This is a genomic window from Goodfellowiella coeruleoviolacea (assembly GCF_024171785.1).
Lineage (GTDB): Bacteria > Actinomycetota > Actinomycetes > Mycobacteriales > Pseudonocardiaceae > Goodfellowiella > Goodfellowiella coeruleoviolacea.
On the sequence record NZ_JAMTCK010000001.1, the window covers coordinates 355673 to 370165 of the forward strand.

Consider the following 14493-nt stretch of genomic DNA (forward strand, 5'->3'; position numbering starts at 1 on the left):
GGTGTGCGCGGGGTCGGGGGTCAGGTGCGGCGGCGCAACTGCGCGTACTGGACTCCGGTGAGCCCGTAGGACCAGCCGGCCGCGTCAACCGGGTCGTCGAACCAGGGCGGGACCAGCAGGCCGTACCGGCGGCGGGTGCCGTCGCGCTCCACCGAGCCGTTGACGGCAAGCAGCAGCCGGGTCGGCGCACCCCACCGCGCGTACGGCAGGTCGTAGAGGCGCAGTTCGCAGCCGGGGTTGCCGGGATCGTCGGCCCGGCCGACCAGGGTCAGCCCGGCCTGGTCGATGAACGCCGCCCAGCCGACGCGCTCGATCGCGCACCGGCGCACCTCGACGTTGCGTTCCGCGGCGATCAGCTCGACCGTGGGCGACTCCACCACCCACGCCGGCACCCTGGTGCCGTGCCAGGCGTGCACCGACCAGCCGTCCGGGAAGACGACGGCAGGACCGGTGGGGTTGTGCAACCGCACCTCGCCGTACGCGCTGCCGGCGACCGGTTCGGTGCGGATCGCCAACGGACGCTCGACGACCACGCACACGTCACCCCGGGGCCACCACCAGCCGCAGGAGCGCACCAGCGCCGCCCACAGCTGCCACTGCTCGGCGTCGGCGGCGTCGAAGCGCGCGTCGAGGACCCGGCGGTGCACGTCGTAGTGCGCCACCCAGTCGACGTCGTGCTGGCCGCCCCACCACAGGCCGAGCCGTTCCTCGGGGATCGCCGCCCGGACCAGCCCCGCCACGGACTCCCGGACCACGGCGCGCAGCACGTCGTGCACTCCCCTGGTCACCACCGAGCGCAGATCAGCCCCGGAACGCAGGGCCAGCACCGGGTCCGGTGGTGGCGGGAAGTGGGCGGCGTAGCGGTACCAGTGGTCGTGGATGGCGTGGTCGAGGCGATCGCGCAGCCGCGACACCAGGGTCGCCAACTGCTTCTCCACTCGCCACAGCTCATCGGTGACCCGGGCAGGTGGTGTCGGGGGCACCAGCCGCACCGCGGCGGCGGGCGACGGCACCCAGACAAACCTCGGCCGAGGCCGGTCGAGCAGGGCGTACAGGGCGGTGATGGCGTTCTCGGCGGTGTCCCGATCGGCCGGTGCGCAGCACAGCGCGTGGTTCAGCCACTCGGTGCGCAGTTCAACGGCCCGCGCCCACAGCGGGACCGCTCGCGCCGGATCGGGTGGGACGGGCAGGCGGCGGGATTCCCGCCGCTGACGGGCGCTCATCGCGCCAGGGCGATCACGCCCTTTCCGTTCGACATGCCGGAGATGATCGCAGCCGACCTCCCGAACGCGCAACCCCCGGCCACGCACGCCGACCAACACGTCCGTCCACACAGGACCGAACGGCCCGGCGCACCGCCCGTCCTTGACACCACAGGCGGGACCGATGACACTCGGACGCGACCCACACCGCACCGTCGCGCACCGCAGACCACGGGTGGACGCCGCCGAGGGCCGTCAGAAGACCCGGACGTGACACGTCGTAGCCGTCCCTGCTCGGCCCGGTCGAGTTCCCGCCGCCAGTCGTGGTTCCCGCGCACCGGTTGTGCTCGACCGCCTTGCGCCACAGAAAGGCGCGTCAGCATGCCGCTGCGCCACCGAGTTCTCGCGTTCGCCGTCGGCCTGGCCACCGCGGTCACCGCCGTGGTCGCCACCGCCCCGGCAGCCGCCACCGCCCCGACAGCCGCCACCTACACCGCCTACGTGATGGGCTACTTCACCGAATCGCCCAGCGGTCGGGGCAGCGACTACGGCCTGCACCTGGCGGTGAGTCCCGACGGGCTCAACTGGACCCCGCTCAACCAGAACAACCCGGTGGTCACGCCCACCGCCGGCACCCAGGGGCTGCGCGACCCGCACATCCTGCGCAAGCAGGACGGGACGTTCGTCGTGCTCGCCACCGACCTCAAGGGCACCGACTTCACCCAGCCCAACCAGTACATCCACGCCTGGGACTCGGTGGACCTGACCAGCTTCACCAACTACCGCCGGCTGAAACTGCACTCGATGAACACGCACACCTGGGCGCCGGAAGCGTTCTACGACGCGGCGCGCGGCCAGTACGGCATCGTCTACTCGGCCAACAACGGCACCCGCGACGTCTTCATGGTCAACTACACCACCGACTTCGTCACGGTCTTCGACCCGGGCTTCAACGTGCTGGACGCCACCGTGCTGGTCGACGGGAGCACGAACTACCTGTACTACAAGAACCTCGCGGACGGGAACCTCTACGGGGCCAGGTCCAGCACGCTGGACCCGCGCAGCTTCACCACCTACACCAGCGGCCTGCGCCAGGGCAGCGGCATCGAGGCGCCGATCGTGGTCAGGGCGAACACCGGGGGCGCCCACTACCTGTGGGGTGACTCCTACTCGCCGGTCAACGGCGAGTTCTACGCGTGGTCGTCGACCAACATCGGCGGCGACTCGTGGAGCCCGCTCAACCAGCGCGCCTACACCCAGCCGCTCAACTCCAAGCACGCGACGATCGCGCCGATCACCGCGGCCGAGCAGGACCGGCTGCTCAGCCGGTGGGGCGCGCCCCGGTGGAACCGGCTCAAGTCGTACAACTACCCGGACCGCTATGTGCGGCACCAGAACTACGTGGGGCGCATCGACGCGTACCCGTTCGACCCGTACTCCGACCAGCAGTGGGTCGTGGTGCCCGGCCTGGCCGACGCGGCCGGCGTGTCGTTCCGGTCGCTGACCGACCCGACCCGCTACCTCAGGCACTACGACTACGCCCTGCGCCTGGACGCCAACGACGGCTCGGCCACCTTCGCGGCGGACGCGACCTTCTACCGCACCGCCGGACTCGCCGACAGCGGCTGGGCGTCGTTCCGGTCCTACAACTTCCCGGACCGCTACCTCCGGCACGCGGACTTCGTCCTGCGCATCGACCCGGTCTCGGCGGGTTCCAGCAGCGCCGACAAACAGGACGCGACCTTCCGGGTCGGCTCCTGACAGCGTTGCGCGACAACGGTTACCGCCCGCTCCTGGCCCGGGGGCGGTGAGCCGGCGACGGGTCGGTGGTCGGCGCGGTACCGGCCGGGGCGATCGCGAGCGGCCGTCTCGTCCTCGCCCCGGCCGGTCGCCGGTTCCGCGCGTCGGCCTCAGATCCGGGTCATGGTGGAGGCGTACCCGCCCCCGCCCGGGTAGACCCACTCGCCGGTGACCGTGGTGTCGTCGGCGCTGAACGTGCCCCGGTAGTAGGCCGGGCTGCCCTTGGCGCCGCCCCAGATGGTCAGCTCGTCACCGATCAGCTCGTAGACGTAGTCGAGGGTGTTGCCGGTCGAGTCGTAGAACCGGGACACCACGTCCGCGCCAACGGGTTCGCCGAACGGGCGGAGGTTGCCGATGACCTCAAGACCGGTGACGGGCTGCCCGAACTGGGTCAGCTCGACGTGCTGGAGCAGGAAGAACCGGCCGGTCATCCACTCGTAGCGCACGGTTCCCTCGGCTCCCCCGGTCACCGCCCAGATGCCGACCAGGCGGTCCAGCGCGGTCAGCTCGGCGCTCGGCTGGATGGTGCCAGTCGTCTCGTTCGTCTCGTTCATCTCGTCCTCCTCGGTGGAGTGCTCGCTGTGCTGCACCGGTACCTCGGAGGCGGCGGCCCGGCCTCGACACCCATCACCTATGACGTGTATCACACCGGGAGCGTGTCGAGATCCCGGTGTCCGCCCCGAGGTAGCGGCGGAACTCGCGGATCTGCGCAAGGAGGAAGTCGTGGCCGCTGTCGCCGCACCGCGCGCGCTGACCCGACGTACCGTGTCCGAACACGACCGACGACAAGGACAAACCGTGAAGTACCTGCTGCTCGGCCACACACCCGCCGCCGACTGGGACGCCGCCTCCGCCGAGGCCCCCTCTGCGGAGGCGCTGGCCGCGTTCGCCGCCTACCAGGAGTTCGAGCGGGAACTGCGCGCGACCGGCGAGTTCGTCACCAGTGCGGGTCTTGGCCACCCCGCGGTCAGCACCACGATCCGCAGGACGCCAGCGGGCGTGGTGGCCACCGACGGGCCGTTCGCCGAACTCAAGGAGGTGCTGGCCAGCTTCGCCGTGATCGACGTGGCCAGCCACGAGCGCGCCGTGGAGATCGGCTCGCGGATCGTCGCGGTGCTGGGTGAGCCGATCGAGATCCGCCCGATCATGGGCGAGGACTTCGGCCAGGACGCCACCGCGTGACCCGCCCAGCCACTCCCGCCACCGGGGCGGTCGAGCACCTGTTGCGCACCGAGGCGCCGCAGGTGCTCGGCGCGCTGGTGCGCCGCTTCGGCCACTTCGACCTCGCCGAGGACGCGGTGCAGGAGGCGCTGCTCGCGGCGAGCCGGGCGTGGCCGGCCGAGGGCGTGCCGGAGAACCCGCGCAGCTGGCTGATCCGCGTCGGGTACCGGAAGATGGTGGACCTGCTCCGCGCCGAACAGGCTCGGCGGCGCCGCGAGCAGGAAGCGGGGCTGGTCGAGCTGGCCATGCACGAACCGGCCCGCCAGGCGCACCCGGTGCCGGACACCGACGACAGCCTCGCCCTGCTGCTGCTGTGCTGCCACCCCGCGCTGAGCAGCACCTCCCAGGTGGCGCTCACGCTGCGCGCGGTGGGCGGTCTGACCACCGCCGAGATCGCCCACGCCCACGGAACGACCGAGAACACCATGGGCACCCGGATCAGCCGCGCCAAGCAGCAACTGGCCCGCGCCGGCGCCCGGTTCACCCCGCCGACCGACGCCGACCGGGACAGCCGGTTGGCCGCCGTGACGCAGGTGCTCTACCTGATCTTCAACGAGGGCTACACGGCGTCCACCGGTGACGAACTCACCCGCGTCGAGCTGACCCGCGAGGCGATCCGCCTCACCCGGATGCTCCTCGGTTCCCTTCCCGACGACGACCCGATGACCCCCGAGGTGACCGGCCTGCTCGCGCTGATGCTGCTCACCGAGTCGCGGCGCGCCACCCGCACCGGCGCCGACGGCGCACTGGTCCCGCTGGAGGAGCAGGACCGGACGCGGTGGAACGCCGACCTGATCCGCGAGGGCACCGAGCTGATCGACGGTGTCTGGCACCGCCGCGCGGTCGGCCCCTACCAGCTCCAGGCGGCGATCGCGGCGGTGCACGCCTCGGCCCCGGCACCGGAGCGGACCGACTGGCCGCAGATCGCGGCGCTGTACCTGTGGCTGGAACGGCTCAGCCCGACCGCGCCGGTGCGGCTCAGCCGGGTCGTGGCGGTGGCCAAGGCCCACGGCCCGGTTCGGGGGCTGGCGCTGCTCGACGACCTCAACCGGCGCCACCACCTGGACCGGGAACCACTGACCCGGCAACGAGAACGCGCGGTGCGGGCCCACCTGCTCCAGCTGATCGGCGACACCGCCGCCGCGGCGCGGCTGTACCGCGAGGCGGCCACCCTGACGGACAACCAGGTCGAGCAGCGCTACCTGGAGGCCAGGGCCCGCGAGCTGGACTGACGGCCCCGCCGACACCGGCTGGAGACGGGCAGGGCTGGCTGCGGCCAGTGCTGGGCGGGTTCAGTGCTGGACGGGATCAGTGCTGGACGGGCTCCGGGCGGTAGGCGCGCAGGAAGGTGTCCACCGCGGCGGTGGCCACGGCGTGCGTCTCGGCGGCGGACACCTCGCGGGCACCCAGCCCGGACCGGTGCTCCAGCGGACCGGTGAGCAGCGCGAGGAACTGTTCGGCGGCCTCGGTCGGGTCGCCCGCGCGCAGACGTCCGGCCAGCGCGAGCCGGGCCAGCCGGTCGGCCAGCGCCTCGGTGAGCCGGACCGAGGTGCGCTCGTGGACGGCGTCGGCCAGGTCGGGGAACACGGTGAGCTGCGCGTAGGTCAACTGGCGCAGCGACCGGCAGCGCTGCCCGGAGCACACCTGGAGCAGCCCGCGTGCCACGTCCTCCAGTGCCGCGCGCAGGTCGTCGCCGGGGTTGCGGACGCGCTCGACGACCGCCAGGTTCTCCGCCGCCACCGCGTCGGCCGCGGCCGTCACGGCATGCCGAAACAGGTTTTCCTTGTCGTTGAGGTGGTTGTACACGGTCGGCTTGGCCACGCCGGCCACCTCGGCGATCTCCTGCACACAGGCCTGCGCGTAGCCCCGGCGCGCGAACACGGTGAACGCGGCGGCCAGGATCGCCTGCCGCTTGTCAATGCGCCCCCGCGAGGCGGTCGCTCCGGTCACCCCCGCATCCTATCCGGCGGACCGGCCGAACTTGACGACCTGGTCCAGCCCGGTGAACCGGTCAGTTCTGCGCGAGCGCGGCCCGCAGCCTGGGCAGCGCGTCCGGATCGGACAGTGCCGAGCCGACGGCCACGGCCCGGCACCCGGCGGCGAGGAAGTCCCCGGCGTTGCCCGCGCCCACACCCCCGGTCGCCACGAAGCGGACCGCGGGGAATGGGGCCAGCTGCGCGGTGATCCAGTCCGGGCCCAGCTGCGCGGCCGGGAACGCCTTGAGCCAGGTGAACCCGCTCGCCAGGGCCGCGGCGATCTCCGTGGCGGTGGCCACCCCCGGCAGGTGGGGCAGGCCCACCCGACGCGACTCGGCGACCACCTCCGGGTGCAGCCCCGGCGCGACCGTGAACGCCACGCCCAGTTTCCGGACCTCGGTCAGCTGTTCGACCGTGGTGACCGTGCCCGCGCCCACGCTCCTGCCCCGCTCGGCCGCCGCGGCCAGCGCCGCCCGCAGCGACGGCAGCGCGTCCGGCGACTGCACCGGCACCTCGATCAGGTCGACGCCGAACTCCCAGGCCCGCTCACACGCCGCCACCGTCTGTTCCGGCGAGTGGTTGCGGAAGATCCCGAGCACGGGCGTGCGGGCGAGGTGCCGCTCGAAGAACTCAGCGCTGTCCATGGCTCGTCTCCTCGTCAACCTGGCGGGTGGTGCGCCTCCATGGTCGCTCGCGCGGTCAGCCCGGCCGGTCCCGGGTCAGCGCACCCGCTCCCCACCCGGGTCGGCCGCCGGCCGCAGCCGCCACAGCGAGGTGACCTCGGCGGCGCGCGCGGCGTGCAGCGGGTCCGCGGTGTCGCGGGCCCTCGGGTGGCTCGGCCTGGTGTCGACGCGGTCCACCACGCGCAGGCCGGCGGCGGCGATGGCGGCCGGCAGCTCGCCGGGCGCGCGCAGGCCGAGGCGCTCGGCCAGGTCCGACAGGACGAGCCAGCCCTCGCCGCCCGGGAGCAGGTGCCCGGCCAGCCCGGTCAGGAAGTCGCGCAGCATGCCGCCGCCCGGGTCGTAGACGCCCTGCTCCACCACGGACATCGGCGTGGCCGGCAGCCACGGCGGGTTGCACACCACGAGCGCGGCGCGCCCGGCGGGGAACAGCGTGGGCCCCACCACCTCGACCTGTCCGGCCAGGCCCAACCGGTCGACGTTCTCCCTGGCGCAGGCCAGGGCGCGCGGGCTGATGTCGGTGGCCACCACCCGGTCGAACCCCCGGCGGGCCAGCACCGCGGCCAGCACGCCGGTGCCGGTGCCGAGGTCGAAGGCGGTCCGGGGGCCGGGGCCGGCCGCCGCGGCCGGGGGCAGCGGCACCCGGGCCACCAGGTCCACGTACTCCCCGCGCACCGGCGAGAACACCCCCCAGTGCGGGTGGATGCGGGCGTCCAGCGCGGGCACGGGCACTCCCCTGTCCCGCCACTGGTGCGCGCCGATCACCCCGAGCAGTTCGCTGAGGGGGACCGCCAGGGGGCCGTTCGGTGGCCCGTACGCCTGCGCGCAGGCCAGCCGCACGTCGGGGGCGCGGCGCAGCGCCAGCGAGTAGTCCGCCTCCAGCAGCACCAGGAGCATGCCCAGCACCCGGGCGCGGTGCGCGCGGGCGCGGCGGTGCAGGTGGAAGGACTCGGCCGGGGTGGCGCCGGGCCGGGGCGGCTTCTGGTCGATCCGGCGGCCCACGGCCCGCAGCAGCTGGCGGGCGTTGTGGTAGTCGCCGCGCCACAGCAGCGCGGTGCCGGTGCACGCCAGCCGGTGGGCGGTGGCGGCGGTGGTGCTGTCGTCGGCCACGACGACGCGGCGGGGCAGCGGACGCTCACTCGCGGAGCGCCAGCGGGCGGTTCGGACGGTGTTGTTCTCGGTCCAGCGGATCGTGGACACCGGGTACTCCTCGTGAAGGGACGTGCAAGGGCACGAAGAGCACTTCGACGAGGAGCCGGGGCGCGGCCCGCGGCGGGTGGGGCGGGTGGGGCTTACGGCTCCCGCGTCAAAGCGCGCGAGGAGACGTCGCCGAGCACCATGCCCAGTGTCACGATCAGTCCTTTCCCAGGAGTCGCCCGGGACAGTGCCACAGCCGCGGCGCGCGGGGCAAGTCCGGGTCGGCGCGCGGTGCGCACGCGGGCGCTGTCCAGGGCGCGGGGCTCACGCGGGTGGTGTCGGCGCCCAGAGCCCGACCGCGGTTCCCTCCCGCAGGTGCCGCTCGTAGGTGCGGACCTTGTCCTGGATGACGGCCAGGTCCGCGGTCAGCTCGGCGATCTTGGCGCGCACGGCCTGTTCGTGGTCCCGCAGCAGCGCCAGGCGTTCGGTTTCGTTGCCCGGGCCGGAGCGGACGAGGTCGGCGAACCTCCTGATGGTGGCGATGGGCATGCCCGAGTCGCGCAGCCGGTTGCACAGCAGCAGCCAGTCCACGTCCGCCTGGTCGTAGACGCGCTGTCCGCCGCTGGTGCGCGGGATCGGGCGCAGGAACAGCCCCTCCCGCTCGAAGAACCGCAGCGCGTGCACGCTCATCCCGGTCGCTTCGGCCACCCTGCCGATGGACAGGCCACCAGCGCTGTTTCCCATGCCCCTGTCCCCGCTGCCCACATCTCCGCCGCCCATGTCGGCGACCATATCTTGACCTAGAGTCCAGTCTAGAAAATAGCGTCGCCGCCATGACGACAACGCAGCAGCACAAGATCGGCAGTGGGTTCGGCGCGCACAGCACCGCGGCCGACGTGCTCGCCGGCATCGACCTGACCGGCCGCACCGCCCTGGTCACCGGCGGCTACTCCGGCCTCGGCCTGGCCACCACCCGCGCGCTGGCCGCGGCCGGGGCGCGGGTGGTCGTGCCGGCGCGCCGGCCGGCTCAGGCCCTGCGGGCACTGCACGACATCCCCGCCGCCGAGGTGGCCGACCTCGACCTGGCCGACCTGGCCAGCGTGCGGGTCTTCGCCGACCGGTTCCTGGACACCGGTCGCGTCCTCGACATCGTCATCGCGGGCGCGGGCATCATGGCCTGCCCGGAAACGCGGGTGGGCCCCGGCTGGGAGGCGCACTTCGCCGTCAACCACCTCGGCCACTTCGCCCTGGTCAACCGGCTCCGGCCGGCGCTGAACCCGCAGGGGGCGCGGGTGGTGTCGGTGGCCTCGTCCGGTCACTTCCTCTCCGACATCCGCTGGGCCGACCCGCACTTCCGCCGCGGCTACGACCGGTGGCTGGCCTACGCGCAGTCCAAGACCGCCAACGCACTCTTCGCGCTGCACCTGGACGCGCTGGGCGCGGGCAGTGGGCTGCACGCCTTCGCCGTGCACCCGGGCAGCATCCTCACCCCGCTCCAGCGGCACGTCCCGCACGAGGAGCAGATCGCCCAGGGGTGGATCACGCCGGAGGGCAGGCCTGCCCCCGGGTTCAAGACGCCCGAGCAGGGCGCGGCCACGGCCGTGTGGGCGGCGACCACACCGCTGCTGGCCGGCCGGGGCGGGGCCTACTGCCAGGACTGCGACATCGCCGAGCCGGCGACCACCGACGACATGCTGATCGGCGGCGTCAAACCCTGGGTCAGGGATGCCGACGCGGCGGCCCGGCTGTGGACGCTGTCCAGCGAACTGACCGGCGTGGACGCGTTCGCGTAGCCGCCACGCCCGCGAGCTGGCCGCGCGCGGTGGCCGGGCGACCGCGGTTCGCGAGCGGGCAACCCGGCCCGGGCCCGCGGCAACGCCCTCCGGGCCTGCGCGGATTCGTCCTCTGGGACACTGGAGGAGCACCACCAGCACCGCGTGGCGCGCGCTCGACGCAGGAGAACCCGTACCGTGTCGCACCAGCCCGAAGCCCCCTCCGCCGGTCCCGGCCACCTCGACCTGCGGGCCGACTGTGAACGCTGCTTCGGGCTGTGCTGCGTGGCACTGCGGTTCACCGCGTCGTCGGACTTCGCGATCAGCAAGGACGCCGGCCAGCCCTGCCCCAACCTGCGCGCGGACTTCCGCTGCGGCATCCACGCGCAGTTGCGGGGCAGGGGTTTCTCCGGCTGCACCGTCTTCGACTGCTTCGGCGCGGGACAGCGGGTCTCCCAGGTCACCTTCGGCGGTCAGGACTGGCGGTCCCACCCGGAGCTGGCCGGGCGGATGTTCGAGGTGTTCCCGGTCGTGCAGCAGCTGCACGAACTGCTCTGGTACCTCGCGGAGGCGCTGACCCTGGAACCGGCCCGAGCGGTGCACCCCGACCTGCGCCGCGCCCAGCGCAGGACCGAGGACCTCGCCCGGGGCAGCGCCGAGGAACTCGCCGCGCTGGACGTGGCAGCGCACCGGGACGAGGTGAACGTCCTGCTGCTGCGCACCAGTGAACTCGTGCGGGCCGGGATCCCCGGCCGGAAGAAGAACCACCGGGGCGCGGACCTCATCGGCGCCAACCTCAGGGGCGCCAACCTGCGCGGCGCCAACCTGCGGGGGGCCTACCTGATCGCGGCCAACCTCAGCGGGGCGAACCTGAGTGGGGCCGACCTGATCGGCGCCGACCTGCGCGACGCCGACCTGCGCGGCGCCAACCTGACCGGGAGCATCTTCCTCACCCAGGCGCAGGTCAACGCCGCCAAGGGCGACGCGGCGACCCGGTTGCCGGCCGCGTTGACCCGCCCCGCCCACTGGTAGTCGCGGCCCGACCGCCTCCACTCGGCACTTACCGGACGGCCGGTGCCTTCGCTACGTTCTGGACGTGTCCACCCCGCGTGACCGGTCGAGCCGGGTGCGTGGTGGGGCTCGCCCGCACCGGCGTGCCCACCGGGGTGGGCCTTCGAACGCGCCGGGGAGGTGTCGCGTGGCCGATCGGGAACTGGGTGGCCGCAGGATCGACCGGGGAACCCAGCGGGCCGACTGTCCGGTTCGGCGTGGGCCGGACGGCGTGTGGCAGGTGCACGGCTACGCCGCGGTCCACGCCGTCCTGCGCAGCACCGACACGGTGCAGGCCGGCCTGGGCATCGAGACGGTGGCGAAGCTGCCCGCGTCGATCCGCCGCCCCGTCCTCTACCGGGACGGCCAGGAGCACCGGGAACACCGCAGGCAGACCGCCCGCTACTTCACGCCGCGCCGGGTCGACGAGCAGTACCGCGGGATCATGGTCCGGATCGCCGAGGAGCAGCTGGCCGGGCTGCGCGCCGCCGGCCGGGCCGAACTGGGCGAGTTGAGCTTCCAGCTGGCGATCGGGGTGGCGGCCGCCGTGATCGGGCTGACCGAGAGCCGGCCGGGGATCCGGCGGCGGCTGGAGAGCTTCTTCCCGGAGAAGTTCGGCAAACCGGGCCTGACCAGCTTCAGCGGCCTCTACTGGCTGATCCGGCACAACGTCAACTGGCTGCGGGTCTACCTCGGTGACGTGCGTCCGGCCGTACGCGCCCACCGCGAGCGCGGCCGGGACGACCTCATCTCACACCTGCTCGCCGAGGGCTGCTCGGCCGGGGAGATCCTGGGCGAGTGCCTCACCTTCGCGGCGGCCGGGATGATCACCACCCGGGAGTTCGTCAACGTCGCCGCCTGGCACCTGTTCAGCAACGAGGCGCTGCGGGAACGCTACCGCGCGGCCGACGAGCCGGGTCGGCTCGCCGTGCTGCACGAGATCCTGCGGTTGGAGCCGGTCGTCGGCCGACTCCGCCGCCGCACGACCGCCGCGCTGTCGCTGCCCGGCGCCGCCGGGGCGGTCGCAGCGGAAACGGGCGCGGCAGAAACGGGCGCGGCGGGGACGGTCACCGTGCCGGCCGGAGCCCTGGTCGACCTGTTCGTGGACAGCGCCAACGTCGACCCGCGGGTGGTGGGTGACCGGCCGGAGCGGATCTGCCCCGGCCGGGCCATGGCCGATCACGCCGGCGCCGCCGGACTGTCCTTCGGGGATGGTGCGCACAAGTGCCCCGGCGCCAGCATCGCGATCCTGGAGACCGACGTCTTCCTCAGCCGCCTGTTCGCCCTGCCCGGACTGCGGATGCTGACGCCGCCGAGGATCAGCTTCAAGCACGACATCGGCGGTTACGAACTGCGTGGTCTCACCGTGGCGCTCGACGCCGGTCCGGGCGCCTGACTCGAATCAGCGCGGCGTGGGGTCGCCGACCAGTGCGCCGATGAAGGACGCGCTCGGCGGCAGCGTGGTGATCAGCGCCGCCTGGTAGGCGTGGTAGACGTCGGGCTTGCCCTGCCACACCGAGGCGCCCGGCACGTTGTCCGGGGTGAGTTCGTGGTGCCAGGAGCCGTGCGCGCGGTCCACGAACAGGGTGTCCGCGTGCGCACACCAGCGCTGGAACCAGTCCAGGTACTCCTGCTCCCCGGTGACCTGGTGCAGCACCCAGGCCGTGGCGATCGCCTCGGTCACCACCCAGTGCAGCCGGTCCCGCACCACGGGTTCGCCGCTGAAGTCGGTGGTGTAGACGAAGCCAGGCGCGCCGTCAACGGACCACCCGTCCCGCACCGCCGTGGCGAACAGGTGGCGGGCGTCGGCCAGCAGCCACTCCGGCGCCTGGTCGCCCAGGGCGTGCCGGACGTGCAGGGCGAGCCGCGACCACTCCAGCAGGTGGCCGATGGTCACTCCGTAGGGCCGGAACGGGTGCGCTGGCTCGTCGCGGTTGTAGTCGAGCCGCACCCGCCAGGCCGGGTCGAAGTGCTCGGGCAGCCGCCAGTCGTGCGCCCGCGCGAAACCGTGCACCACGCGCTCGGTGATCCTGGCCGCGCGCCGCGCCCACACCGGCTCGCCGGTCACGTCGGCGGCGGCCAGGAACGCCTCCACGCTGTGCATGTTGGCGTTGACACCGCGGTAGTCCTCGCGCGCCGTCCAGGACCGGTCCCAGACGTCGGCCACCAGCCCGTCGTCCTCGATCCAGAACCGGGTCTCCACCACGGACAGCGCCTCGCCGAGCAGCTCGCGCGCGCCGGCCACGCCGATCGCCGCGGCACTGGCCGCGGCCAGCACCACGAACGCGTGCTCGTAGGCGCGCTTGTCCGCCACCACCGGTCCCGCCGCGCTGGCCGAGGCGTACCAGCCGCCGTGCACGTCGTCCCGGAGCAGCCCGGTCAGCGCGGACACGCCGTGGGCCACCAGCTCCCGCAGGTCGTCCCGGCCGGCGGCGACCGCGAGGGCGAACACGTGGGTCATCCGGCAGGTGATCCAGGTTTCGACCGGCCGCTCCAGCACCGGTGCCCCGTCATCGTCCAGCCACGCGAAACCACCGTCGGGGTGGACGGCCGAGCTGGCGAAGTCGAGCAGTCGGGCGGGCTCGGCCCGCAGCCACTCGGGGACGGCCTGGTCGGTTGCGCGTGATCGGTTCACAGCCCTTCCTTTCCTCGGAGGGGAACCTAACCGATGGCGGGTGGCCGCCAGCGCACTGCCCTGGCCGGCGGGCGGCGCTCAGCCGGGGGCGCGGCGGTGCCTGGTGCGCTGCTTGGCGCGGTTGCCACAGCGCTCCATCGAGCCACACCGTGGCCGACGCGCCCGCCTACGGTGCCGCGCTGGCCGCGGCGCGGTCCTGGGAACGGCCGAGCGTGCTGCGCGGCCACGGCGTCACCCTGGCGCAGCTCAACGCGATCATCGACGCGATCGCCGAGGTGCTGCCCGGTCAGGTGCTGACCCGCGAGGAGCTGACCGAGGCGGTGCTCGACCACACCGGCGAGACCGCCCTGGCCGACGTGCTGCGCTCGGGCTGGGGCTTCGCCCTGAAGCCGGCGAGCTGGCTCGGGCTGCTCTGCCACGGCCCGACCAGCGGCAACCGGGTCACCTTCACCAGCCCGGCCACCTGGCTGCCTGGCTGGCACCCGGTCAGCGCGGACGAGGCCGGCCCCCGACTTGCTGCGCGCCTACCTGGCCGCGCACGGCCCGGCCACCCTGGCCGACTTCGGCCAGTGGCTGTTCCGCGGGGCCAGCACCCGGCTGCTCAAGGGCTGGCTGGCCGCGGTCCGGGACGAGCTGACCGAGGTCACCGTGGACGGCGCGCCGGCCTACGCCCGCACCGCCGACCTCGACCAACTGCGGGAGACCCGGCCGAGCGGCGCGGTGCGGCTGCTGCCCGCGTTCGACCAGTACGTGCTGGCGGCGAACCGGAGCCTGATCCCGGCCGAGCACCGCGGCAAGGTCAGCCGCACCGCCGGCTGGATCTCCCCGGTCGTGCTGCTCGGCGGCCGCGTCGCCGGGGTGTGGACCGTCACCGGGACCGGGGAGATCTCCGTCGACCCGTTCGAGCCGATCCCGCCGCGGGCACTCGCCGCCGAGGTGGCCCGCGTCCAGTCCGGCCGGACCGACCACCCCTGAGCGGCGAGCGCTGTCAGGCGTCCCGGTCAGGCTTCTCGGTCAGGC

General features: G+C 73.6%; 15 protein-coding genes. 7 read left to right on the plus strand and 8 right to left on the minus strand.

The window, feature by feature from the left end; translation table 11 throughout:
- Window positions 1-20 precede the first annotated feature (20 nt).
- Window positions 21-1223: a DUF6745 domain-containing protein gene (locus tag LX83_RS01345; RefSeq protein ID WP_253766056.1), complete on the minus strand. Its 1203-nt coding sequence runs from the start codon at window positions 1221-1223 to the stop codon at window positions 21-23.
- 360 nt (window positions 1224-1583) lie between these two features.
- On the opposite strand from LX83_RS01345, the gene LX83_RS01350 reads away from it, so the two are divergent.
- On the plus strand, window positions 1584-2963 hold the full coding sequence (locus LX83_RS01350) for a glycoside hydrolase family 43 protein (RefSeq protein WP_253766058.1): 1380 nt from the start codon (window positions 1584-1586) through the stop codon (window positions 2961-2963).
- 149 nt (window positions 2964-3112) lie between these two features.
- Here LX83_RS01350 and LX83_RS01355 read toward each other — a convergent pair whose 3' ends face one another.
- Window positions 3113-3556 carry a hypothetical protein gene (locus tag LX83_RS01355; RefSeq protein WP_253766060.1) on the minus strand — a complete coding sequence of 148 codons (444 nt, stop codon included), beginning with the start codon at window positions 3554-3556 and terminating at the stop codon, window positions 3113-3115.
- A gap of 169 nt (window positions 3557-3725) precedes the next feature.
- Here LX83_RS01355 and LX83_RS01360 point away from each other — a divergent pair, with 169 nt between their 5' ends.
- A complete protein-coding gene (locus LX83_RS01360) occupies window positions 3726-4184 on the plus strand; it encodes a YciI family protein (protein ID WP_253766062.1) in 459 nt (152 codons plus the stop codon).
- Window positions 4181-5455, plus strand: coding sequence for an RNA polymerase sigma factor (locus LX83_RS01365; protein WP_253766064.1), 1275 nt, complete (start codon window positions 4181-4183; stop codon window positions 5453-5455). The genes LX83_RS01360 and LX83_RS01365 overlap by 4 nt, the downstream gene beginning before the upstream one ends.
- A gap of 76 nt (window positions 5456-5531) precedes the next feature.
- Here the strand turns inward: LX83_RS01365 and LX83_RS01370 are convergent, their stop codons facing one another.
- The 4 genes from LX83_RS01370 to LX83_RS01385 all read right to left on the minus strand — a co-directional run bounded on the left by LX83_RS01370 (window position 5532) and on the right by LX83_RS01385 (window position 8796).
- Window positions 5532-6173, minus strand: a complete 642-nt coding sequence (locus tag LX83_RS01370) for a TetR/AcrR family transcriptional regulator (RefSeq protein WP_253766066.1) — start codon at window positions 6171-6173, stop codon at window positions 5532-5534.
- A gap of 61 nt (window positions 6174-6234) precedes the next feature.
- Window positions 6235-6843 (minus strand): bifunctional 4-hydroxy-2-oxoglutarate aldolase/2-dehydro-3-deoxy-phosphogluconate aldolase, encoded by a 609-nt coding sequence (locus tag LX83_RS01375; RefSeq protein ID WP_253766068.1) that lies wholly within the window; start codon window positions 6841-6843, stop codon window positions 6235-6237.
- A gap of 75 nt (window positions 6844-6918) precedes the next feature.
- Window positions 6919-8079 carry a methyltransferase gene (locus LX83_RS01380; RefSeq protein ID WP_253766070.1) on the minus strand — a complete coding sequence of 387 codons (1161 nt, stop codon included), beginning with the start codon at window positions 8077-8079 and terminating at the stop codon, window positions 6919-6921.
- A gap of 261 nt (window positions 8080-8340) precedes the next feature.
- Window positions 8341-8796 carry a MerR family transcriptional regulator gene (locus LX83_RS01385; RefSeq protein ID WP_253766072.1) on the minus strand — a complete coding sequence of 152 codons (456 nt, stop codon included), beginning with the start codon at window positions 8794-8796 and terminating at the stop codon, window positions 8341-8343.
- Between the two features lie 53 nt (window positions 8797-8849).
- Between LX83_RS01385 and LX83_RS01390 the strand changes: the two genes are divergently transcribed.
- The 3 genes from LX83_RS01390 to LX83_RS01400 all read left to right on the plus strand — a co-directional run bounded on the left by LX83_RS01390 (window position 8850) and on the right by LX83_RS01400 (window position 12234).
- Window positions 8850-9809 (plus strand): oxidoreductase, encoded by a 960-nt coding sequence (locus LX83_RS01390; protein WP_253766074.1) that lies wholly within the window; start codon window positions 8850-8852, stop codon window positions 9807-9809.
- A 177-nt stretch (window positions 9810-9986) separates the two neighbouring features.
- Complete coding sequence (locus LX83_RS01395; RefSeq protein WP_253766076.1) at window positions 9987-10820, plus strand: pentapeptide repeat-containing protein; 834 nt, start codon at window positions 9987-9989, stop codon at window positions 10818-10820.
- Between the two features lie 166 nt (window positions 10821-10986).
- The gene (locus tag LX83_RS01400; RefSeq protein ID WP_253766078.1) at window positions 10987-12234 is read left to right on the plus strand and encodes a cytochrome P450; all 1248 of its coding nucleotides are present in this window, start codon (window positions 10987-10989) and stop codon (window positions 12232-12234) included.
- A gap of 6 nt (window positions 12235-12240) precedes the next feature.
- On the opposite strand, the gene LX83_RS01405 is transcribed toward LX83_RS01400, so the two are convergent.
- Both LX83_RS01405 and LX83_RS01410 read right to left on the minus strand, forming a co-directional pair.
- Entirely contained in the window at window positions 12241-13473 is a 1233-nt protein-coding gene (locus LX83_RS01405; protein ID WP_253766080.1) for an AGE family epimerase/isomerase, read from the minus strand.
- A gap of 286 nt (window positions 13474-13759) precedes the next feature.
- Window positions 13760-13924: a hypothetical protein gene (locus tag LX83_RS01410; protein WP_253766082.1), complete on the minus strand. Its 165-nt coding sequence runs from the start codon at window positions 13922-13924 to the stop codon at window positions 13760-13762.
- 20 nt (window positions 13925-13944) lie between these two features.
- On the opposite strand from LX83_RS01410, the gene LX83_RS01415 reads away from it, so the two are divergent.
- Window positions 13945-14448: a DNA glycosylase AlkZ-like family protein gene (locus tag LX83_RS01415; RefSeq protein ID WP_253766949.1), complete on the plus strand. Its 504-nt coding sequence runs from the start codon at window positions 13945-13947 to the stop codon at window positions 14446-14448.
- The last annotated feature ends 45 nt before the right edge of the window (window positions 14449-14493 follow it).